This is a genomic window from Streptomyces sp. NPDC056503 (assembly GCF_042794995.1).
GTDB lineage: Bacteria > Actinomycetota > Actinomycetes > Streptomycetales > Streptomycetaceae > Streptomyces.
The window spans coordinates 1-22238 of sequence record NZ_JBHTST010000027.1 but is presented as its reverse complement, the minus strand read 5'-3'; the positions used below and the strand labels follow the sequence as shown (position 1 = coordinate 22238).

The following is a 22238-nucleotide window of genomic DNA, read 5'->3' as shown; positions in this document are numbered from 1 at the left end:
GCCCGGGCCCCGGTCGACCGGTCGACCGCGCAGGGGAGATCCGGAGATCCGGGCACCCGAGCGCCCGGGCACCCGGCGTCGGGGGAGGCGCCTACTCCTCCCCGGCCGGGGGCTCGTCCCAGTCCCACGCGCCGACGTACGCGGCCGTGCCGGTGCGCCGGGCCTCCGCGAAGGCGGTGAGGCGCGCGAAGTCGCGCGGGGGCATCAGGGGCCGCCACTTTGCGAGCGGCAGCACGCGCACCTCGTCGTGCTCCTCCGGATCGAGGACGAGCCCGGCGATCTGCCGGTCGGTGAGCCGTCCGCCGTCGAAGACGTACCCGGCCGTCGCCAGCGGCCACGCGGCCCCCGGCAGCCCGAAGACCGCGGCCAGCAGCCGGGGCGGTCCGCCCACCACGAGCCCGGTCTCCTCCTCCGTCTCCCGCACGGCGGTGCGCCACGGCCGTTCCCCCGCCTCGGCGGTGCCGCCCGGCAACTGCCAGGGGTGCTCGGCGCTGTAGACCGCGTGGAGCTGCACGGGCCGGTCGTCCATGTCGGTGAGGTACACGGCGCCGAAGAGGGTCGCCTTCGGCAGCGTCGCGACGAACTCGTCGACCGGGAGCATCGCCCGGTACTCCGCCGCGGTCGGCGGGGCGGCGGGGGCGGGCGCGGGCAGGGGGTGCATGTCGGCCTCCGGAGAAGGGGAGAGGGATTCGCCGGGTTCAACGAGCCGCCCCCCTCGACGTGCACGGCGGTTTCGGCCGCGCGACGGCCGGTCCCGCCCGGCCACCCCGCCCACCTGCGGATACCGGGGAGTAGGGTGAAGCGTGTCCGACCGCCCCGCCCCCGAAAGGCCGCCCATGAGCGAGCAGACCGCCGCCCCCGTCGTCCGCCGTGTCGACGAGCGGCACCGGTACGAGATCCTCGTCGACGGGGCGCGGGCCGGACTGACCGCGTACCGGGACCGCGACGACCGCAGGGTGTTCTTCCACACCGAGGTCGACGAGGCCTACGCGGGCCAGGGCCTCGCCGGCATTCTCGTCAAGGAGGCGCTGGAGGACGTGCGCGCCTCCGGGATGCGGATCGTGCCCGTCTGCCCGTACGTCGCCAAGTTCCTCAAGAAGCACGAGGAGTTCGCGGACATCACCGACGCGGTCACCCCCGAGGTCCTCCAGTGGCTGGACGCGCGCCTGGGGCGTTAGCCCCCTCCGGCGGGCCGCCGGTTCCCCGGGGCGACGCGCCCGTCCCCGTCCTCTCCGCCGCCCCGGTTCCCCGCGCGTCCCGGACCCGCCCGCCCGGGTGGTCCAGGCGTGGCCGGGACGGTCGTCGCCGGTGTCCTCGACGATCCCCCCCCGACCACCGTGTCGCCGGGCGGTGTTCAGACGCCGCCCGGCCCCGGGACCAGCCGGGCGCGCTCGTTGCGGTCCCAGCCGGACCACAGCGCGTCGTCCTCGCAGTAGCCGCAGCCCGGGCCGAAGAAGAAGCCGCGCGCGTTCTCGTCGCCCATCAGCCAGAACCGCAGCCACGCGGTGGTCGGTGCGCGGAAGGCGCCCCCGTCCCCGATGGACGACAGATGACCGGCGCCCCGCACCTCCCCGTACACGGCGGGCAGGTGGCCCGAGTCGCGGTACAGCGCCTTCACCAGCGCCGGCCACACCGTGAGGTCACGCTGCCCGGCGAGGTAGAAGACCGGTACGTCGGTGAGGTCGGGGTCCGTCAGCGGCCCCGGCTGGATCGGGACGGCGGTGTCCACGCGCGCGTCGACCGCCGCGTTCACGGCCGCCGCCCCGCCCTGCGAGTGCCCGGCCGAACCGATGTGCGCCAGGTCGACCCTGCCGAAGTACTCGCTGCCCGGGTCGGCGTTCCGCCGCTCCAGCACGTCGATGCCGGCCCGCATGCTGATCGCGAAGTTCGAGGTGGGGGTGTTGGCCGCGGCGACGATGAAGCCGTGGCTCGCCCAGTGCCGCAGCAGCGAGCTGTAGATCCCGGGCACGGCCCCCGTACCGTTCCCCCAGATCACCACCGGGTGCCGTTCGCCCGACGCCCCCATCGTGCGCGGGTGGTAGAAGGTGTGCACCGCCTCGATGTCGACGTCCACCTCGTAGGGACCGGGCTGGTCCCACGCGGTGCCGACCGACGGGATCCCGCCGGCCGTCGCCGGGGCGGCGGACTCCGCCGTCGCGGCGGGTGTCGTGCCGAGCATCAGCAGCACGCCCAGCAGCAGACCGCCCAGCAGGCGGCTCGTTCTCCCTGGCATGGGAACTCCTCCGTGGTTCCGTGAGGTCGCGCGTCCTCGCGACCGTGGCCAGGGACATCGTGGAGCGGCCCGGCCCGCGTGTCTGTGCGCGCGGGCCCAGTCCTGCGCGGGCCCGTCTGTGCATCTGCCCAGACCGACGACGCCGGCCGCCGGCCGGTGCGCGCCCTCCCCGAGGGGCCGGCGGCGCGTACGGCCCGCCGACGGCCACCGGCCCCGCCACGCCGCCCGTGAACTCCCGGTCGAGGAAGCGGAGCCCGCGTTGACGCCCGCTGTTGACGTGGGTGACGGCGGGGGCGGGTTGTCAAGAGGGGGCGGACGAGGTCGGCATGGCCGGAACGCGTGCCGTCCGATCGGGGCGCCGTCGTGCCCCACCACCCCCCACCGGCCCGCTTGTCGCCCCGCCTCCCCGGCAGGTGGCGGAAAGCCGCCCGAGCAGGCGGTAAACCACACTCCAAACAAGATCACTGCATCGAGGTAATGCCCCTCGGCTCGCCGGGCGGACCGTGCTGACGGGCCGTTACTGTTCCCCGGGTCTGGACGGATGACCAGACCACCTCCCTCCATTCCTCCCCTTCGACCGGTCCGGCGTGCCGCCGTGCCCGGTCACCACCCTCGCTAAGGAGAGACCGGTCCGATGACCGTCGACACCAGCCCGGAAGCCCAGGCGGCGCCCCCGCAGCAGTCCCTCAGCACCCACGCCGCGCGGAACCTCGCCACCACCACCAAGTCCGCCCCCCAGATGCAGGAGATCACCTCCCGCTGGCTGCTGCGGACGCTCCCCTGGGTGGAGACCAAGGGCGGCGCCTACCGGGTCAACCGGCGGCTCAGCTACACCGTCGGCGACGGCCGGGTGGAGTTCGTCCAGGACGGCGCCACCGTCCGCGTGATCCCCCGCGAGCTCGGCGAACTCGCCCTGCTCCGCGGCTTCGAAGACGTCGACGTGCTCACCGCGCTCGCCGACCGCTGCGTCCAGCGCGACTTCTCCGCCGGCGACATCATCGTCACCCGGGGCAACGCGGCCGGCGAGATCCACCTCCTCGCCCACGGCCGCGTCAGCCAGACCTCCGAGGGCCCCTACGGCGACGACGTCGCCGTCGCGGTGCTCGGCGACGGCGACCGCTTCGGTGAGAACGCGCTGCTCGACGCCGACGCCACCTGGGACTACACGGCCACCGCCGAGACCGCCGGCACCCTCCTCTCCCTCTCCCGCGCCGACTTCGCCGCGGTCATGGCGAACTCCCCGGCCCTCCAGGCCCACATCGAGGCGTTCTCCAGCCTCCCCGACCAGGCGCAGAACAAGCACGGCGAGGCCGAGATCGCCATGTCCTCCGGGCACATCGGCGAGGCCGTGCTCCCCGGCGCCTTCGTGGACTACGAGCTCAAGCCGCGCGAGTACGAGCTCTCCGTCGCGCAGACCATCCTCAAGGTCCACACCCGCGTCGCCGACCTCTACAACGGCCCGATGAACCAGACGGAGGAGCAGCTCCGTCTGACCATCGAGGCCCTGCGCGAGCGCCAGGAGCACGAGCTCGTCAACAACCGCGAGTTCGGCCTCCTGCACAACGCCGACTTCAAGCAGCGCATCCAGACCCACTCCGGCCCGCCCACCCCGGACGACATGGACGAGCTGCTCAGCCGCCGCCGGGGCACCAAGCTCTTCCTCGCCCACCCGCGCACCATCGCCGCCATCGGACGCGAGTTCAACGCCCGCGGGCTCTACCCGGACCACGTCGACCTCGGCGGACAGTCCGTCCCCGCCTGGCGCGGCGTCCCGATCCTGCCCTGCAACAAGATCCCGATCACCAAGGAGCAGACCAGCTCCATCATCGCCATGCGTACCGGCGAGGAGAACCAGGGCGTCATCGGCCTCCGCCAGACCGGCATCCCGGAGGAGTTCGAGCCCGGCCTCTCCGTCCGCTTCATGGGCATCAGCGAGCAGGCGATCATGTCCTACCTCGTCACCACGTACTACTCCGCCGCCGTCCTCGTCCCCGACGCCCTCGGCGTGATGGAGAACGTGCAGATCGCCCGCCGCCGCGACTGACACCCCCTGTCCGTCCCGGATCCGGGACGGACCACCCCACCCAGCAAGGAGCTGACGGATGCCCGACCCCGGGCTCTCCCCCCTGCCGGCGCACCTGCCCGCGGCGGCGGCCCGCCTCGGGGCCGACGTCCTCGCCCGTGCCCTCGCCGGCCCGGCCACCGAGGCGCCCGTGCCGCCGGCCGCGCCCCGCTGGATCCCCGGCGGGCCCAGCGGGCTCGGCACGGCGAGCGTCTCGTTCGCCCGCCCGGCGCCGGGAGCGGTGCCGGACGTCCTCCCGGACCTCTCCGGACCGCCGTCCGCCGCCCCCTCGGCGGCGGAGGGGCGGCCCATCCCGGGCCTCTACTTCCACCCGGTCCCCGACCCCGACCCCGTCCGGGTGGACGAGGTCAGCCGCCGGATCAAGGACTGGGCCCTGGACGAGGTCCAGCTCTACCCGGACGAATGGGAGGGGCAGTTCGACGGCTTCTCCGTCGGGCGCTACATGGTGGCCTGCCACCCGGACGCCCCGACCGTCGACCACCTCATGCTCGCCACCCGGCTCATGGTCGCGGAGAACGCCGTCGACGACTGCTACTGCGAGGACCACGGCGGCTCGCCCATCGGTCTCGGCGGACGCCTCCTGATGGCGCACACCGCGCTCGACCCCCTCCACACCACCCCGGAGTACGCGCCGGCGTGGGCGGACTCGCTCGGTTCGGACGCCCCGCGCCGCGCCTACCGCTCCGCCATGGACTACTTCGTCCGCGCGGCCTCGCCCTCCCAGTCCGACCGCTTCCGGCACGACATGGCCCGGCTCCACATGGGCTACCTCGCCGAGGCGGCCTGGGCCGAGACCGACCACGTGCCCGAGGTGTGGGAGTACCTGGCGATGCGCCAGTTCAACAACTTCCGCCCCTGTCCCACCATCACCGACACCGTCGGCGGCTACGAACTGCCGGCGGACCTGCAAGCCCGGCCGGAGATCCAGCGGGTCATCGCCCTCGCGGGCAACGCGACGACCATCGTCAACGACCTGTACTCCTACACCAAGGAGCTCTCCAGCCCCGGCGTCCACCTCAACCTGCCGGTGGTGCTCGCGGAGCGAGAGAAGCTCTCCGAGCGCGACGCCTACCTCAAGGCGGTCGAGGTCCACAACGACCTCATGCACGCCTTCGAGGCCGCCGCCGCCGAGGCGGCCGTCACCTTCCCCGTCCCCACCGCGCTGCGCTTCCTGAAGGGCGTCGCCACCTGGGTCGACGGCAACCACTACTGGCACCAGACCAACACGTTCCGCTACAGCCTGCCCGACTTCTGGTAGGCCCGACTTCCGAAATGGATTCCTCTGTGACCACCGAGCTGACCTCCACCGACGCCACCGCGACCATTCCCGGCCCGGCGACGCCGTACCAGGGCGACATCGCCCGCTACTGGAACGCCGAGGCGCGGCCCGTGAACCTGCGCCTCGGTGACGTGGACGGCCTCTACCACCACCACTACGGCATCGGCGCCGTCGACCACGCCTCCCTCGGCACCCCCGAGGACAGCGAGTACGAGAAGAAGCTCATCGCCGAGCTGCACCGGCTGGAGTCCGCCCAGGCCGAGGTCCTCCTCGACCACCTCGGCACCGTCACCCCCGCCGACACCCTCGTCGACGCCGGCTGCGGCCGCGGCGGATCGAGCGTCATGGCGCACCAGCGCTTCGGCTGCCACGTCCGCGGCGTCACCCTCTCCTCCACCCAGGCCGAGTTCGGCAACAACCGGGCCCGCGAGCTGGGCATCGACGACCACGTCAGCGCCCACGTCTGCAACATGCTCGACACCCCGTTCGAGAAGGGCTCCGTCACCGCCTCCTGGAACAACGAGTCCAGCATGTACGTCGACCTCGACGACCTGATGGCCGAGCACTCCCGCTTCCTCAAGGTCGGCGGCCGGTACGTCACCATCACCGGCTGCTGGAACCCGAAGTACGGCCAGCCCTCCAAGTGGGTCTCCCAGATCAACGCCCACTTCGAGTGCAACATCCACTCGCGCCGCGAGTACCTGAAGGCGATGGCCGACAACCGCCTGGTGCCCCAGGCCGTCATCGACCTGACCCCCGACACGCTGCCCTACTGGGAGCTGCGCGCCACCTCGTCGCTGGTCACCGGCATCGAGGAGGCGTTCATCGAGTCGTACAAGGACGGCTCCTTCCAGTACGTGCTGATCGCCGCCGACCGCGTCTGATCCCCGCGCGGCCGGTCACCGGGCCGGGCCCGTCCACCGCGACGGGCCCGGCCCTCCGCCGTCCGCCGCCCGCGCCGCGTTCCACCCGGCCAGTTCCGCCGGGCGGTCGGTGATCACTCCGTCCACGCCGAGGGCGGCCAGCGCCCGCCAGCGCGCCGGGTCGTCCACCGTCCACACGTTCACCGACACCCCGGCCCCGTGCAGCTCCGCCACCACGCCCGGCCGGGCGGACAGGCCCCCGTCCGACACGTTGTACGCGCTCAGGCCCAGCTCCTCCGCCACCGCGACCGGATCCGCGTCGAGCCGGTCGCGCAGCAGCGCCCGCGGCAGCTCCGGCGCCAGCTTCCGCACGTGCCGCAGCGACGCCACGTCGAAGCTCTGCACCACCACCCGGTCCGCCATCCGCTCCCCGCGCACCTCGCGGACGATCCGGGCCACCTCCGCCTCCGAGTGCGGCCCCTTGACCTCCAAGAGCAGCCGGCCGCCCCGCTCCCGCAGGTCCGCCAGCTGCGCGGCGAGCGTCGGGACCCGGGCGCCCGCGAAGGCCGGGGCGAACCAGGAACCCGCGTCCAGCGCGTCCAGCCGCGCGGAGGAGAGCGAACCCACCCGGCCCGTGCCGTCGGTCGTCCGGTCCACCGTCGCGTCGTGCATCACGTACGGCACCCCGTCCAGGCTCGGCCGGACGTCGTTCTCGATCCACTCCGCCCCGCCCCGGCGGGCCACCTCGCCCGCGACCAGCGTGTTCTCGGGCGCCGCCGAGGAGGCGCCCCGGTGGGCGATCACCGTCAGGCCGGCGACGGGGCCGGCCGCGGGGACGGCGGGAGCCGGCACGGAGGCCGCCCCCAGGAGGGCGGCGGCGAGCGCGGCGCAGGCGACCGCGGTGCGGTGGCGGAGTCGTACGGGAGTCACGGCCGGCGAGCCTACCGCCGCCCGCGGCGCCCGGGCCGCGACGCACCGGAGCCGAACCCCTAGGTGATTCGTCCGGGTCTGCGGCACCGTGGGAGCACGCCCGGAGCCGAGCCATCGGGGGACCACGGCCGGGCGGAGCAGACAGGGGGAACACGACCATGGACCACGGGACGAGTCCGAGACCCGGCACCCCGCGCGCGACCGCGGAACAGGAGCGGCCGGGGCGCGGCCGGGGCGTGCTCGAAGGGGCCTTCGCCCTGCTCGACGCCCTGCACCGATGCGGCGACGAGGCCGGCGTCACCGAACTGGCCCTCGCCTGCGGGGTGCCGAAGGGCAGCGCCCACCGGCTGCTCGACCAGCTGGTCGTCGTCGGCGCGGTCGAGCGGCGCGGCTCGCGCTACCGCGTCGGCCCGCAGCTCTACCGGCTGGGCCAGGCCTGGGAGCCGCATCCGGGGCTGCGGCTCGCCGCCCGGCTGCCCGTGCAGCGGCTGCGCGCCGCGACCGGCGCCAGCGTCGTCCTCGCCGTGCTGCGCGAGGACCGGGCCCTCGTCGTCGCCTCGGCCCCGGGCGAGCTGGAGCCGCTGGTCCCGGTACGGAACGGCACCGCGTTCCGCCTCGACACCGCCGCGGGCACCGCCCTGCGCGGCCCGCTCGCCGGCGGGCCGGTCCTCGACCGGGAGGACGTGATGGACGGGGTGTGCTGCGCCGCCTTCCCCGTACGCGGCCGGGACGGGCGGACCGTCGCCGCGCTGGCCGCCATGGTGCCGGCCGGACGGCGGCTCGACGCGCTCGCCGGGGCCGTCGCCGACGCCGGGGCCGCCCTCGGCCGTGCCCTGGCCCGGGGCGTACCGCACCGCGCGGTCCCGCCGGCCGCACTCGCCCCGTAGCCCGACCGGCTCTCCCGCGACGGCGTTCCGTTGAGCGGAACGCGCGTAGAACGGGGCGGGGGAGGAGCGGCACAGTAGGGGACGTGCCGGGGGAACGGCACGGAAGAGAAGCGAACGAACACCTTCGGGGGAGACCACACCATGCGCAAGAACCGGGCCGCACGCATCGCCGCCACCACCCTCCTCGGACTCGGCAGCCTCGGCGCCTTCGCCGGCACCGCCCACGCCGAGCCGATCGACTACGTGCGGATCGAACTCGTCGAGCTGCACTGCCAGAAGAACAGCGAGGGCGACCACGACGAGGCCTATCTGAAGATCACCGACGCCAACGGCAACGCCGTCAAGGTCTGGCCGGGCAACGGCGTCAAGTACCAGACCATGGGCACCGGTTACGTGCGCTCCATGGCCGACGGCAACAGCAGCGCCGCCCTCATCCTCGGCAAGGAGCAGGCCCGCACCCTGACCCTGTGGGACTACGACTCCACCAGCGGCGACGACAAGCTCGGCGCCACCCTCGTCACCGGCAGCGAGGTCGGCGCCGAGACCCAGTGGCGCAGCGTCGAGGGCTCCGGCGGCGTGTACGTCATCGGCTACCGCGTCGTCGACATCTGACAGGTGGTCACACACGCCCGAGGGCCGTACCGGTGAACTCCGGTACGGCCCTCGGGTCGTGGATCAGACCGCGTCGGGCGCGTGCAGCTCGCCCGAGCGCGCCACCCGCGCGTACCAGCGGGCGCTGGTCTTCGGAGTGCGCTCCAGGGTGTCGTAGTCCACCCGGACCATCCCGAACCGCTTCGCGTAGCCGTACGCCCACTCGAAGTTGTCGAGCAGCGACCAGAGGAAGTAGCCGCGGACGTCGACGCCGTCGGCCATCGCCCGGTGCACCGCCTCCAGGTGCGCGTGGACGAAGGCGGTGCGCTCGGGGTCGTGGACCCCGCCCTCGTCGCCGACCACGTCCTCGTACGCGGCGCCGTTCTCGCTGATCACCAGCGGCAGCCCCGGGTACGCCGCGGAGGTCCGGCGCAGCAGGTCGTACAGGCCGCTCGGGTCGACCGGCCACCCCATCGCGGTCCGCTCGCCGGGCGCGCGGTGGAAGGCGACCGAGTCGGCGCCCGGCCACGGCGAGTGGGCGCTGTCGCCGTGCCCGTCGTCCTGCGGCTTCTCCTCGCCCTCGGCGACGTGCGCCACCAGGGTGGGGGAGTAGTAGTTGATGGCGAGGAAGTCGAGCGGCTGGTTGGCCGTCGCCGTGTCGCCCTCGTGGACGAAGGACCAGTCGGTGAGGTGCCGGGTGTCGGCGATCAGGTCCTCGGGGTAGGCGCCCTCCAGCATCGGGCCGAGCCAGACGCGGTTGCCGACGGCGTCGATGCGGCGGGCCGCCTCCACGTCCTCGGCGGAGGTGCTGCGCGGGCGGACCTCGTGCAGGTTGAGCGAGACGGAGATCTGCCGGTCCGCCGGCAGCGAGGCGCGCAGCGCCTGGACGGCGAGGCCGTGCCCGAGGTTGAGGTGGTGGGCGGCGCGCAGCGAGGCGACCGGGTCGGTGCGGCCGGGGGCGTGCACCCCGGAGCCGTAGCCGAGGAAGGCGCTGCACCAGGGCTCGTTGAGCGTGGTCCACCGCTTGACGCGGTCGCCGACGGCGTCGGCGACGATCCCCGCGTACTCCGCGAAGCGCTCGGCCGTGGCGCGCTCGGGCCAGCCGCCCGCGTCCTCCAGCTCCTGCGGCAGGTCCCAGTGGTAGAGCGTCAGCGCCGGCTCGATGCCGGCGGCGAGCAGCTCGTCCACCAGCGACCGGTAGAAGTCCAGGCCCTTCTGGACGGCGGGACCCCGGCCGGTGGGCTGGACGCGGGACCAGGAGACGGAGAACCGGTAGGCGTTCAGGCCGAGTTCGGCCATGAGCGCGACGTCCTCGCGGAACCGGTGGTAGTGGTCGACGGCCACGTCTCCGGTGTGGCCCTCGAAGACCTTGCCGGGGGTGTGGGAGAAGGTGTCCCAGATGGACGGGGTGCGGCCGTCCTCACGGGCCGCCCCCTCGATCTGGTAGGCGGCGGTCGCCGCGCCCCAGAGGAAGTCGGAGGGGAACGAGCGGGTGGCGGTGAGCGGCCGGGTCTCGGACGCGGTCATAGGAGGGCGCTCCCAACGCGGGGTACGGGTCGGTCCGTTCGGGTCCGGCGACTGCGGCGGACCCGTACGGCCGACGGGAATGCGGTACGGAGAGGGGTGGGGCGGGTCAGCTCTTGACCGCGCCGGCGGTGATGCCGCCCACGATGTGCTTGCCCAGGAAGGCGAAGACGAGGAGCAGCGGCACGGTCGATATCAGCGCGCCGGTCAGGACGATCGCGTGGTCGACGGTGTGGTTGCCCGCGCCGAGGCCGGCGAGCGCGACCTGGAGGGTCGGACTGCCGTCCGGGGTGAGCGCGATGAACGGCCAGAAGAAGTCGTTCCAGGCCTGCACGAAGACGAGCATGCCGAGCACCGCCATGGCCGGGCGGGCCACCGGGAAGACCACGTGCCAGATGATCCGCAGGCTGTGCGCCCCGTCCATGCGGGCCGCCTCGACCAGCTCGACGGGGAGCGCCTCGACGAGGAACTGGCGCATGAAGAAGACGCCGAAGGCCGCGACGAGCGAGGGCAGGACGACCGACTGGAGCTGGTCGAACCAGCCGAGGTCGGTGATGATCTGGTAGAGCGGGATGACGCTGAGCTGCGGCGGGATCGTCATCGTGGCGACCACCAGGGAGAGCAGCATGCCGCGCCCCTTGAAGGGCAGCTTGGCGAAGGCGAAGCCGGCGAGCGTGGAGAAGAGGACGGTGGAGGCGGCCACCAGGCTCGCCACGATCGTCGTGTTGACCAGTGCCTCGCCCATGTCGACCTGGTCCCAGGCGAAGCTGAGGTTGTCGAGCAGACGGGAGCCGGGCAGCAGCGGCGCCGGGGCCTGGACCACGCGGTCGCCGGTGTGCGAGGCGGCGACCACGTTCCAGTACAGCGGGAAGAGCGAGACCACCGTGGCGACGATCAGGAGCACGTAGGTGAGGGGTCCGGCGTGGTGCTGTCGGCCCGCCGTCTGGCGGAAGCGGCGGCGCGGCGGGCGGCCCCCGGCGGTCTTGGGCTCGACGGCGGGCGTGGTGTCGAGGGTGCGGGCCATGGTTCAGTCCCCCAGCTTCGTGCGGTTGCGGCGGGAGACGAGGGCCTGGATGCCGCCGACGAGCAGCAGGAGCGCCAGCATGACCCAGGCGATCGCCGAGGCGGAACCCAGCGCGCCGGTGATCCAGCCCTTCTCGTACATCAGGAGGCTCAGCGTCTGGAACTGGTGGCCGCTGCCGCCGCTGATGCCGACGCTGCCGCCGAAGAGCATGGGCTCGCCGAAGAGCTGGGTGGCGCCGATGGTGGAGACGATGATCGTGAAGAAGATCGTCGGCCGGATGGAGGGGATGGTGACGCTGATGAACTGGCGCCAGCGGGACGCGCCGTCCAGCGAGGCGGCCTCGTAGAGGTCCTGCGGCACGGCCTGCATGGCGGCCAGGTAGATCAGCGCGTTGTAGCCGGTCCAGCGCCAGGTGACGATGACGGAGATCGCGATCTGCGCCGGCCACTGGGAGTTCTTCCAGTCGATCGGCCCGATCCCGACCCAGTCCAGGACGCCGTTGATCATCCCGTAGTCGGTGTTGAAGAGCTGGGCGAAGACCAGGGTCGCCGCCGCGATCGAGGTGGCGTACGGGGCGAGGATGGCGACCCGGAAGAAGCCGCGGCCGCGGAGCTTGTAGTTCAGCAGGTGGGCGAGGCCGAGGGCCATCAGCAGCTGCGGGACGGTGGAGATGACACCGATGGTGAAGGTGTTGAAGAGCGCGTTCCAGAAGAACTCGCTGGTGGCGAGGTCGGTGTAGTTCTCCAGGCCCTTCCACTCGGGGGTGCCGCCGAGCTCGACCCGGTTGAGCGAGAGCCAGCCCGTGTAGATCAGCGGGAAGAGGCCGAAGGCGGCGAAGGTGAGGAAGAAGGGGGTGATGAAGACGTACGGGATCGCCTTGACGTCCCAGCGGTACAGAGTGCTGCGCCAGCCGCCCGGGGCGGGGCGGCGTCGCCGGCCGCGCGGGGCGGGCGGGGAGGGCGGTGCGGCGGGCGGCGGGGTGCCGCCCTGCGTCGCCCTTACGGAGGTGGCCACGGGTGGCGTCCTTCCAGGTCGATGCGTGCGGTGGTGCGGACGGTGCCGGCCCGCCGCCGACAGGTGGCGGCGGGCCGGCACGCGGTCCCCGCTACTGGGCGATCTTGTCGTCGACCAGCTTCTTGACGTTCTCCCAGGCCTTGGCCGGGTCGGTGCCCCGCTGCTCGATGTCGAGGATGCCGTTGTCGGTGAGGAAGGTCTTCACCTGGCCGTCGTAGCGGCTGATGACGGCGGGGGTGATGCCGGCCGCCGCCGAGGAGAAGATCTTGCCGACCGGGGTGTCACCGAAGTACGGCAGCTTGGCGTTCTGCACCGCGGGGGAGAGGAGGGTGTCCTTGGAGGACGGGATGTTGCCGTTCACCGCGAAGACCTTGGCGTGCTGCTCGGGGGCGGTCAGCCAGGCCGCGAGCTCGGCGGCCTCCTTCGGGTGCTTGCTCGCCTTGGGGACGCCCAGGAAGGCGCCGCCCCAGTTGCCGGCGACGGGCGGCGCGGCGATGTCCCACTTGCCCTGGTTGGCGGGACCGGCCTGGTCCTTGATGATGCCGGTCATCCAGGACGGGCAGGCGACGGTGGCGAACTTCGAGTTCTTGAAGGCCGCGTTCCAGGTGCCCGCCTCGTCGAACTGGCGCAGCTTGGCGGTGAGTCCGCCCTCGGCGGCCTTGACGCCGAGCTCCCAGGCCTTCTTCACGCCGGGGCTGTTCTCCCAGTCGAGCTTGCCGCTGGAGTCGGCGTACTGGACGGGGTCGCTGGAGAGCACCGCGTTGAAGAGGCCGCTGGCGGAGTCGTGGAAGGCGGTGCCGGCGGGGGCCTTCTTCTTGTACGTCTCGCCGACCGTGAGGAACTTCGCCCAGTCGCCGCTCCACAGCTTGGCGACCTCGTCGCGCTCGGTGGGCAGTCCGGCCTTGGCGAAGAGGTCCTTGTTGTAGCAGACCGCCATGGGGCCGATGTCGGTGCCGAGGCCGATGACCTTGCCGTCGGCGGTGGTGGCCTGCTTGACCTTCCAGTCGAGGAACTTGGAGGTGTCGGCGCCGCCCTCCTTGACGACGTCCAGCCACTTGCCGGCCAGGGTGGGGCCGGTCGCCTCGGCGATGTAGCCGACCTCGATCGCCTGGACGTCGGCGACGCCGCTGTTCTGGGAGAGGCGCAGCTTCAGGGTGTCCCAGTACTTCTGACCGTCGGAGACGTTCGACTCCTCGATCTTGATGTTCGGGTGGAGCCGCTCGTACTCGGCGTAGAGCTTCGCGCCGGTCTTGTTGTCGTAGCCGAACGAGCCGAAGGTGCCGACGCGCAGGGTGATCTTCCCGCCGTCCTTCCCGGCCTCGTCGTCCTTGTCGCTTCCGCAACCGGTGAGCAGGACCGTGCCGGTCACCACTGCGGCGACCGCCGCGGTGGCCGTGCGGCGTCCGCGTCTGCTGCTGGAAGTGCCCATTCCACTCTCCTCGTCCAAGGTGGTGCTCGTTGTGCGCCAAGAGGTCCGGCCGGCTGCTCGCGGCTCGGCGGGCCCTGCCGGGACCTGATGCAGGCTGCGCCGCCCCCTGATGGGAGCGCTCCCACGTCGTTGCCGGAAGGTTGCCGCCGGGTGGGTGGGGGTGTCAAGAGATGAACGCGGATTCGTTACCGGAAGGTGTTCGGCGGGTTTCCGGAGGCACCGGCGCCGGTCTTCGCGTCATCTCCTGAACGCACGCGTGGCGGATTCGCGTCGCCGTACTCTAGGGTGGGAGCGCTCCCATCCCGGTGTGCCCCCTGGGCCCTTCTCCGGCGCGGCCGCTCCGCCCCGCGGAGGGCCCGCCCCACCGAGGCCCTGGCGAGCCGCACGAGGTCCGACGAGGGGAGTACGGCGACGGTGAACGGACGGCAGAACAGCAGACCCACCCTGGAGCAGGTCGCGGCCCGCGCCGGGGTCGGCCGGGGCACCGTCTCGCGGGTCATCAACGGTTCCCCGCGCGTCAGCGAGCAGACCCGCGCCGCCGTGGCCCGGGCCGTCGCCGAACTCGGCTACGTACCGAACCAGGCCGCCCGCGCGCTCGCCGGCAGCCGCACGGACGCCGTCGCCCTCGTCATCCCCGAGGCCGAGGCCCGGCTCTTCGCCGAGCCCTACTTCCTCGACCTCATCCGCGGCGTCAGCGCCGAACTGGCGGAGGCCGACAAGCAGCTGCTGCTCACCCTGGTGCGCAGCGAACAGGAGCGCCAGCGCTTCGAGCAGTACCTCGCCGCCCAGCGCGTCGACGGCGTCCTGCTCTCCTCCGTCCACGGCGACGACCCGCTCCCCGACCGCGTCCGCGAGCTCGGCATCCCGGTCGTCATGAACGGCCGCCGCTCCGAGGCCGAATCCGTCCCCTACGTCGACTCCGACAACATCGGCGCGGGCCGCGCCGCCGTGGCCCACCTCGTCGGCCGCGGCCGGCAGCGGATCGCGACCGTCACCGGCCCCCTGGACATGTACGTGGCCAGGGCCCGCCTCGGCGGCTACCGGGCCGGCCTGGCGGAGGCGGGACACGCCCCCGACGAGGGCCTGGTCGCGGCCGGGGACTTCACCGAGGACGGCGGCCACGCGGCCATGCGCGGCCTCCTGGAGCGCCGCCCCGACCTGGACGCGGTCTTCGCCGCCTCCGACGTCATGGCCGCCGGAGCCCGGGCCGCGCTCCGCGAGGCGGGCCGCCGGGTCCCGGACGACGTGGCCCTCGTCGGCGTCGACGACTCCCCGGTGGCCCGCCTCATGGACCCCCCGCTCACCAGCGTCCGCCAGCCCATCGAGGAGATGGGCCGCACCATGGCCCGCATGCTCCTCGCCGACGCGTCGGGCACCGGGGAGGACTCCCCGAGGCGCGTCCTCCCGACGGAGCTGGTGGTCCGCGCGTCCTGCTGAGAACGGCCCGCGAGCCGAAACCGGCACGCGGGCCGAGAACGGCGTGCGGGCGGGAACCGGTACGTGGGCTGAGAACGGCATGCGGGCGAGAACCGGTACATGGGCCGAAAACGGCATACGGGCCGAGAACGGCGTGTGAGCCGAAACCGGTACGCGGGCGGGAACCGGTACGCGGGCGTAGGACGGCATGCGAGAGGCCGGACGGGGTTCCCGGGCCCGTCCGGCCTTGGTCGTTTCCTCACGGGGGCGCCGTCCCGGTCCCGCCGGGCCGGGAGTGGCGCCCCCCGCGAGGGGCTACAGCGCCGGGTACGCGTTCTTCATGAGCTCCTGGAACTGGGCCGAGAACCACTGGCCCGAGATCGGGGCGTCGGGGAGGGAACCGGACATGCTGTTGCCGTTACGGGCGTTGCCCGTGTACGTCGGGTCGCACATGCGGTCGAAGCCCTTGCCCTCGTTGTTCGGGATCTCCTTCGACGCACCGTCGGACTCGCCCGGGGGCTTCATCCAGACGTACGCGTCGATGCCCGCGGCGGGGGCCGCCTGGGGACGCTCGCCGAGGCCGGCGCCGGACTGGTTGCACCAGTTGCCGAGGTGGATGCGACGGTCGTAGCGGCCGCCGTTCACGTAGGTGTCGACGCTGGTCAGGGCGCCCGGGCCGGTGGGCCGGGCGGTGCCGCCCCAGCCGTTGCGGGAGGTGTCGATCAGCATGCCGAGCTTGCTGTCGAAGCCGAGGGAGACGAGCTTGTCGCGCATCGCCTGGGCGTAGGACAGCTCGTCGGTGTACCAGTTCCAGTCCACCCACTTCGAGGTGCGGACCGAGGTGCCGTTGACGCTGTCGGAGATCTTGAAGTGGTCCTCCTTCAGCGCGCTGTAGTTGGCCGTGTTCACGATGAAGCCGTGGACGTTGGAGACCGTGGAGCCCTCGGCGGTCGCGGCCTGCTTGAACAGCTCGGCGGAGGGGCCGAAGTTGGAGTCCCAGCCCAGCCAGCCGTGGTGGCCCGCGTCGACGTAGTTGTAGACGTTGCCGATCGCGCCGAGCTTGTTGAGCGCGTAGCCGACGCCCTTGATGTAGTTGCCGTTCTCCTTCATCACGTTGCAGTTGGCGGTCTCGGTGGGACGGCCGGCGACGTTGGTGACGAGGTTCGGCAGCGAGTCGATCTCGACCGTGGTGACGATCCGCAGGCCCGCGTACTTCGGGTCGGCCAGGATCGTCGCGATCGGGTCGATGTACTGCGACTTGTACTTGTCGATCTCCGTCGGGCCCAGCTCGCCGTTGGAGGCGAGCGCGGCACAGTCACGGCCGGGCAGGTTGTAGATGACCAGCTGGACGACCAGCTCGCCGGAACCCTTCTGCACCAGGGCCTCGTCGAGGTGGTCGCGCAGGCCCATGCCGCCGTTGACGCCGGCGATGGCGGCGGTGCGGTCCAGCCACACACCGGTGGGCTGGTTCGAGATCCGGCTGCCGCCCGGCTCGGCCGCGGCCTTCGCACGCCACTCGGGGTTGACGTACACCTTGGCGCCCGCGTACGGGTTGTCCGCCTTCTGGCCGGCCGGCGGCGGGGTGGTCGGCGGCGTCGTGGGCGGGGTGGTCGGCGGCGTGGTCGGCGGGTCCGTCGGCTGGGTGGTGGTGTTGCAGGTGACGCCGTTCAGCTTGAAGGTGGCGGGCACCGCGTTGGTGCCGCTGTAGGAGCCGTTGAAGCCGAAGGAGGTCGAGGCACCGGTCGCGAGCGTGCCGTTGTAGGACAGGCTCTTGGCGGTGACGGCGGCGCCGGACTGGGTGATGGTGGCGTTCCAGCCCTGGGTCACCTGCTGGTTGCCGGCGTAGGACCACTCCAGGGTCCACGAGGACGTCGGGTCACCGGTGTTGGTGATGGCGACGTTGGCGCCGAAGCCGGTGTTCCACTGGTTGGTGATGGTGTAGTCGACCTTGCAGCCCGGGGTGGCTGCGCCGGCGGTGGCGCCGAAGACCGTGGCGGTCGCTCCGGTCGCGGTGATGAGGCCGAGGGCCGCCAGAAGGGCGGTACGGCTGGTGCGGCTCATGGGGGTGGTGGTTCCTTTCGGGGGATTGTTCCGAGGTACGGGACTGGCGGAGGTCACGGGACGAGTGCGCGCAGGTGATCGCGCAGCCCGATCCCGAACGCGGTGGGTGTGCCGTCGTACGAACTGATCAGCGCGGGACCGGAGTTGCAGTTCCAGGTGTTCCAGGTCCAGCCCAGGTACGAGAGGCCGCGGTCGTCGAACCACTTCATGACGCGGTCGATGAACGCGTGTCCGCAGGTGTTCTCACCGATCTCGCCCGCCAGCAGGGGAACCTGCGCGGCCACGGGGGCGAGGGTGTCGTTCCAGCACGTCTCGGTGGAGCAGGTGTTGAAGTTGTAGACGTGCCAGGCGGCGGCCAGATTCGCCGCCGGGTCGGTGGGGCGGTACGTCAGCCACTGGCTGAGGTCGTTGGAGTACGCGAGGCCCGGGACGAGAACCAGGTTCTTCGCTCCGGTGCCGCGGACGGCGTCCAACAGGTCCTGCATGCCGGCGACCTCGTACCCGATGCCCGGGCAGGTGCCGCCGTCGCGCCAGCAGGTCCATGCCTGGGTCGCGGTGGAGGTGGCCCGGTCCGGATAGGGCTCGTTGAAGAGGTCGAAGACGACCCGCTTGTCGTTCTTGAAGGTGTCGGCGACCGAGGTCCAGAACGCCGGGGTGTACTGGGCGTTCGGCATCGGCTTCTGGCAGGTGGCGTGCACGTCGGCGCAGCCCGAGGAGTTGCCGGTGTACTGGCCGTGCGTCCAGTGCAGCTCGACGACCGGGGTCATGCCGTGGGCCAGGACCTTGGTCACCAGGTCCTTGACGGCGTTGACGTAGTTGGCGCCCCGGTACTCGGGCTTGACGTTGTCCAGGCCGAGCCAGCACTCCTCGTTGAGGGGGATGCGGACCGTGTTGGCCTTCCAGTCGGCGATCGCCTTGACGGAGGCGTCGTCGGCCGGACCGTCCCAGATGCCGTAGCCCTGGACGCACATGAACTCGCCGCCGGAGCGGTTGACGCCGAGGAGACGGCGGACCGCGCCGTTCTGATCGGTGAACTTGTTGCCGGTGACGGTGAGTTCGGGTGCGCCGGTGGCCGGAGTCGGCGGCGGAGAGGTGGGCGGGGTGGTCGGGGGAGTGGTGGGCGGGGTGGTCGGGGGATCGGTCGGGGGAGTCGTGGGCGGATCGGTCGGGGGCGTGGTGGTGGGCGGAGTGGTCGGTCCGTCCACGTTGCAGGGCACACCGCCGAGCGTGAACGCGGTGGGGGCCGTGTTGGCCCCCGTCCACGAGGCGATGAAGCCCGCCGTCACCTGCGCGCCGGAGCCGAGCTGGGCGTTCCAGCTCTCGTTGGCGACGGTCACGGCGGCGCCGGACTGGGTCCACTTGCCGCCCCAGCCCTGGCTGACCTGCTGGCCCGCCGGGAAGGAGAAGCCGAGGCTCCAACCGTTCAGCGCGGTGCTGTTGTTGGTGACGGTGACGGCACCCTGGAAGCCCCCGGTCCACTGGTTGGTGACCGAGTACTCCACGGTACAGACGGGTGCGGCCGCGGCTCCTGAGGCCGTACCCACGAGGGCGAGCGCCGTGCTCGCCATCGTGACGGCTGCTCCTGCGAGCAGCGCGGTGAGACGTGGGGGTCGTCGCATGAGCGAGTCCTCGCAGCGAGGGCACGCCTCCTACGGCGTGCCGACTGGATGGAATCGCTCCCACTGGTCGGGCAGACCGTAGCGGCAACGGAAGCCAAGCAAAAGAGGAGTTGAGGAAATTCCTCGTCGTTTGCCTTCGACTCTTCACACATCTTGACGTGGTTGCGTCACGCTTGCACAGTGGGAGCGCTCCCACTGGTTCATGGCTTGTTCACGCACCCCCCGTACGGCCCGCCCCCCGCACCCCGCGGCGCTCCGTACGGCCCGCTCTTCGCACCACCCGACCTCCCGAGCCGCGAGGAGATCCACCCGCATGCAACGCCTGAGACCACGCCGCCCACGCAGGCACCTGACCGCTCTGACCGCCGCGCTCTCGCTCCCCCTCGGCCTGCTGGCCGCCGGCGCCGGCGCCGGCACCGCGCAGGCCGCGGCCATCGCGTGCAGCGTCGACTACAAGACCAACGACTGGGGTTCGGGCTTCACCGCCGAACTCACCCTGACCAACCGGGGCTCTGCCGCCCTGAACGGCTGGACCCTCACCTACTCCTACGCCGGTGACCAGAAACTCACCAACGGCTGGAGCGGGGTCTGGTCCCAGTCCGGCAAGAACGTGACCGTCACCAACGCCGGCTGGAACGGCACCGTCGCCGCCGGCGCCGCCGTCACGGCCGGCGGCCAGTTCACGTACAGCGGCACCAACGCCGCCCCCACGAACTTCGCCGTCAACGGCACCCTGTGCGCCGGCGCCCACCAGCCGCCGGTTGCCGTCCTCACCAGCCCCGCCGCGGGCGCGGTCTACGCCCAGGGCGACGCCGTCCCGCTCGCGGCCACCGCCGCCGCGGCCGACGGCGCCACCGTCGACAAGGTCGAGTTCTACAGCGACACGACCCTGCTCGGCACCGACACCACCGCGCCCTTCACCCACAGCGCCGCCGGCCTCACGACCGGCGCCCACTCGCTCTACGCCAAGGCGTACGACAGCCAGGGCGCCTCCGCCGAGTCCGCCCCCGTCGGCATCACGGTCGCCGCGGGTCCCGCGCTCGTCGCCACCCCGGCCCAGCTGGCCGTCCGCCAGGGCTCCACCGGCACCTTCGACCTCAAGCTGTCGAAGGCCCCGGCGTCCGACGTCACCGTCACCGTGGCCCGTACCTCCGGCAACACCGGCCTCACCGCCACCCCGGCCGCGCTCACCTTCACCCCGGCGAACTGGAACACCGCCCAGAAGGTGACCGTCACCGCCGCCGCGACCGGCACCGGCGTCGCCGTCTTCACCGCGACCGCCCCCGGCCACGCCAAGGCCGAGATCCAGGCCACCCAGCTCGCCGCGGACTCCACCTACGACGCGCGCTTCCTCGACCTGTACGGGAAGATCACCAACCCGGCCAACGGCTACTTCTCGCCCGAGGGCATCCCGTACCACTCCGTCGAGACCCTGATCGTCGAGGCCCCCGACCACGGGCACGAGACGACCTCGGAGGCGTACAGCTACCTGATCTGGCTCCAGGCCATGTACGGCAAGATCACCGGCGACTGGACCAAGTTCAACGGCGCGTGGGACACCATGGAGAAATTCATGATCCCGACCCACGCCGACCAGCCGACGAACTCCACGTACAACGCCTCCAAGCCGGCCACCTACGCCCCCGAGTGGGACCTCCCCTCGCAGTACCCGGCGAAGCTGGACTCCGGCGTCACCTCCGGCTCCGACCCGATCGCGGCCGAGCTGAAGAGCGCCTACGGCACCGACGACATCTACGGCATGCACTGGATCCAGGACGTCGACAACGTCTACGGCTTCGGCAACGAGCCCGGCAAGTGCTCCGCCGGCCCGACGGCGACCGGACCCTCGTACATCAACACCTTCCAGCGCGGCCCGCAGGAGTCCGTCTGGGAGACCGTCACCCACCCGACCTGCGACAACTTCACCTACGGCGGGAAGAACGGCTACCTGGACCTCTTCACCGGGGACGCCTCCTACGCCAAGCAGTGGAAGTACACCAACGCCCCCGACGCCGACGCCCGCGCCGTCCAGGCCGCCTACTGGGCCGACCTCTGGGCCAAGCAGCAGGGCAAGGGCTCCCAGGTCTCGACCACCGTCGGCAAGGCCGCCAAGATGGGCGACTACCTGCGGTACGCGATGTTCGACAAGTACTTCAAGAAGGTCGGCGACTGCGTCGGCCCGACCGCCTGCCCGGCCGGCACCGGCAAGGACAGCTCCCACTACCTGATGTCCTGGTACTACGCCTGGGGCGGCGCCGTCGACACCTCCGCCGGCTGGTCCTGGCGGATCGGCTCCAGCCACGCCCACGGCGGCTACCAGAACCCGCTGGCCGCCTACGCGCTCAGCGAGTACGCCCCGCTCAAGCCCAAGTCGGCCACCGGCCAGACGGACTGGGCCACCAGCCTCGACCGGCAGCTGGAGTTCTACCGCTGGCTCCAGTCCAGCGAGGGCGCCATCGCGGGCGGTGCCACCAACAGCTGGCAGGGCCGCTACGCCACCCCGCCGGCCGGCACCCCCACCTTCCACGGCATGTACTACGACGAGAAGCCCGTCTACCACGACCCGGCGTCGAACCAGTGGTTCGGCTTCCAGGCCTGGTCGATGGAGCGCGTCGCCGAGTACTACCAGCAGACCGGTGACACCGCGGCCAAGACCGTCCTCGACAAGTGGGTCTCCTGGGCGCTGTCCAAGACGACCATCAACCCCGACGGCACCTTCCGCATCCCGTCCACCCTCCAGTGGTCCGGCGCGCCCGACACCTGGAACGCGGCGAACCCCGGCGCCAACACCGGCCTGCACGTCACCGTCGCCGACTACACCAACGACGTCGGCGTCGCCGCCGCGTACGCCAAGACCCTGACCTACTACGCGGCCAAGTCCGGCCACGCGGAGGCCAAGCGGGTCGCCAAGGCCCTGCTCGACGGCATGTGGGACCACCACCAGGACCCGCTGGGCATCGCCGTCGAGGAGACCCGCGCCGACTACAACCGCTTCGACGACCCGGTCTACGTGCCGAGCGGCTGGACCGGCGTGATGCCGAACGGCGACACGGTGAACAACACCTCCACCTTCGCCTCGATCCGCTCCTTCTACCAGGACGACCCGGCCTGGCCGAAGATCGAGGCCTACCTGGCGGGCGGCGCCGCCCCCGTCTTCACCTACCACCGGTTCTGGGCCCAGGCGGACATCGCCCTGGCCATGGGCTCGTACGCGGAGCTGCTCGAATAACAGCCCGCCCCGCGCGAGGGGCTCCGCGTACGACGAGGCCGGGCGGTCCCCGAAAG

General features: G+C 72.1%; 17 protein-coding genes. 8 read left to right on the top strand and 9 right to left on the bottom strand.

All coding sequences use genetic code 11. The features are described 5' to 3' along the window. Positions 1–91: 91 nt before the first annotated feature. Positions 92–661: an NUDIX domain-containing protein gene (locus ACFQ8C_RS11225; RefSeq protein WP_383454846.1), complete on the bottom strand. Its 570-nt coding sequence runs from the start codon at positions 659–661 to the stop codon at positions 92–94. Positions 662–836: 175 nt separating this feature from the next. Here ACFQ8C_RS11225 and ACFQ8C_RS11220 point away from each other — a divergent pair, with 175 nt between their 5' ends. After that, on the top strand, positions 837–1178 hold the full coding sequence (locus ACFQ8C_RS11220; RefSeq protein WP_383454843.1) for a GNAT family N-acetyltransferase: 342 nt from the start codon (positions 837–839) through the stop codon (positions 1176–1178). 176 nt (positions 1179–1354) lie between these two features. On the opposite strand, the gene ACFQ8C_RS11215 is transcribed toward ACFQ8C_RS11220, so the two are convergent. Further along, positions 1355–2233, bottom strand: coding sequence for an acetylxylan esterase (locus ACFQ8C_RS11215; protein WP_383454841.1), 879 nt, complete (start codon positions 2231–2233; stop codon positions 1355–1357). A 634-nt stretch (positions 2234–2867) separates the two neighbouring features. On the opposite strand from ACFQ8C_RS11215, the gene ACFQ8C_RS11210 reads away from it, so the two are divergent. The 3 genes from ACFQ8C_RS11210 to ACFQ8C_RS11200 are packed head-to-tail and all read left to right on the top strand — an operon-like array spanning position 2868 to position 6479. Continuing rightward, on the top strand, positions 2868–4277 hold the full coding sequence (locus ACFQ8C_RS11210) for a family 2B encapsulin nanocompartment shell protein (protein ID WP_383454839.1): 1410 nt from the start codon (positions 2868–2870) through the stop codon (positions 4275–4277). A gap of 58 nt (positions 4278–4335) precedes the next feature. Further along, on the top strand, positions 4336–5574 hold the full coding sequence (locus tag ACFQ8C_RS11205) for a family 2 encapsulin nanocompartment cargo protein terpene cyclase (RefSeq protein ID WP_383454837.1): 1239 nt from the start codon (positions 4336–4338) through the stop codon (positions 5572–5574). Between the two features lie 26 nt (positions 5575–5600). Continuing rightward, positions 5601–6479: a geranyl diphosphate 2-C-methyltransferase gene (locus ACFQ8C_RS11200; RefSeq protein ID WP_383454835.1), complete on the top strand. Its 879-nt coding sequence runs from the start codon at positions 5601–5603 to the stop codon at positions 6477–6479. 15 nt (positions 6480–6494) lie between these two features. Here the strand turns inward: ACFQ8C_RS11200 and ACFQ8C_RS11195 are convergent, their stop codons facing one another. Next, positions 6495–7388 (bottom strand): glycerophosphodiester phosphodiesterase, encoded by an 894-nt coding sequence (locus ACFQ8C_RS11195; RefSeq protein WP_383454834.1) that lies wholly within the window; start codon positions 7386–7388, stop codon positions 6495–6497. A 158-nt stretch (positions 7389–7546) separates the two neighbouring features. On the opposite strand from ACFQ8C_RS11195, the gene ACFQ8C_RS11190 reads away from it, so the two are divergent. Together ACFQ8C_RS11190 and ACFQ8C_RS11185 are read left to right on the top strand one after the other, a co-directional pair. Continuing rightward, positions 7547–8275 carry an IclR family transcriptional regulator gene (locus tag ACFQ8C_RS11190; protein ID WP_383454831.1) on the top strand — a complete coding sequence of 243 codons (729 nt, stop codon included), beginning with the start codon at positions 7547–7549 and terminating at the stop codon, positions 8273–8275. A gap of 141 nt (positions 8276–8416) precedes the next feature. Continuing rightward, entirely contained in the window at positions 8417–8887 is a 471-nt protein-coding gene (locus ACFQ8C_RS11185) for a hypothetical protein (protein WP_383454829.1), read from the top strand. A gap of 63 nt (positions 8888–8950) precedes the next feature. Here the strand turns inward: ACFQ8C_RS11185 and ACFQ8C_RS11180 are convergent, their stop codons facing one another. The 4 genes from ACFQ8C_RS11180 to ACFQ8C_RS11165 all read right to left on the bottom strand — a co-directional run bounded on the left by ACFQ8C_RS11180 (position 8951) and on the right by ACFQ8C_RS11165 (position 13857). Beyond that, positions 8951–10393, bottom strand: a complete 1443-nt coding sequence (locus ACFQ8C_RS11180; RefSeq protein WP_383454827.1) for a GH1 family beta-glucosidase — start codon at positions 10391–10393, stop codon at positions 8951–8953. Positions 10394–10499: 106 nt separating this feature from the next. Then, a complete protein-coding gene (locus ACFQ8C_RS11175; protein ID WP_383454824.1) occupies positions 10500–11414 on the bottom strand; it encodes a carbohydrate ABC transporter permease in 915 nt (304 codons plus the stop codon). A gap of 3 nt (positions 11415–11417) precedes the next feature. After that, on the bottom strand, positions 11418–12428 hold the full coding sequence (locus tag ACFQ8C_RS11170) for a carbohydrate ABC transporter permease (protein WP_383454822.1): 1011 nt from the start codon (positions 12426–12428) through the stop codon (positions 11418–11420). Between the two features lie 91 nt (positions 12429–12519). Beyond that, complete coding sequence (locus ACFQ8C_RS11165) at positions 12520–13857, bottom strand: ABC transporter substrate-binding protein (RefSeq protein WP_383454819.1); 1338 nt, start codon at positions 13855–13857, stop codon at positions 12520–12522. Positions 13858–14271: 414 nt separating this feature from the next. Between ACFQ8C_RS11165 and ACFQ8C_RS11160 the strand changes: the two genes are divergently transcribed. Continuing rightward, complete coding sequence (locus ACFQ8C_RS11160; RefSeq protein WP_383454817.1) at positions 14272–15294, top strand: LacI family DNA-binding transcriptional regulator; 1023 nt, start codon at positions 14272–14274, stop codon at positions 15292–15294. Between the two features lie 294 nt (positions 15295–15588). Here the strand turns inward: ACFQ8C_RS11160 and ACFQ8C_RS11155 are convergent, their stop codons facing one another. Together ACFQ8C_RS11155 and ACFQ8C_RS11150 are read right to left on the bottom strand one after the other, a co-directional pair. Further along, positions 15589–17334, bottom strand: coding sequence for a glycoside hydrolase family 6 protein (locus tag ACFQ8C_RS11155; protein WP_383454815.1), 1746 nt, complete (start codon positions 17332–17334; stop codon positions 15589–15591). A 53-nt stretch (positions 17335–17387) separates the two neighbouring features. Next, positions 17388–18953 carry a cellulase family glycosylhydrolase gene (locus tag ACFQ8C_RS11150; protein WP_383454812.1) on the bottom strand — a complete coding sequence of 522 codons (1566 nt, stop codon included), beginning with the start codon at positions 18951–18953 and terminating at the stop codon, positions 17388–17390. A 313-nt stretch (positions 18954–19266) separates the two neighbouring features. On the opposite strand from ACFQ8C_RS11150, the gene ACFQ8C_RS11145 reads away from it, so the two are divergent. Further along, positions 19267–22182 carry a glycoside hydrolase family 48 protein gene (locus ACFQ8C_RS11145; RefSeq protein WP_383454809.1) on the top strand — a complete coding sequence of 972 codons (2916 nt, stop codon included), beginning with the start codon at positions 19267–19269 and terminating at the stop codon, positions 22180–22182. Positions 22183–22238: the final 56 nt, after the last annotated feature.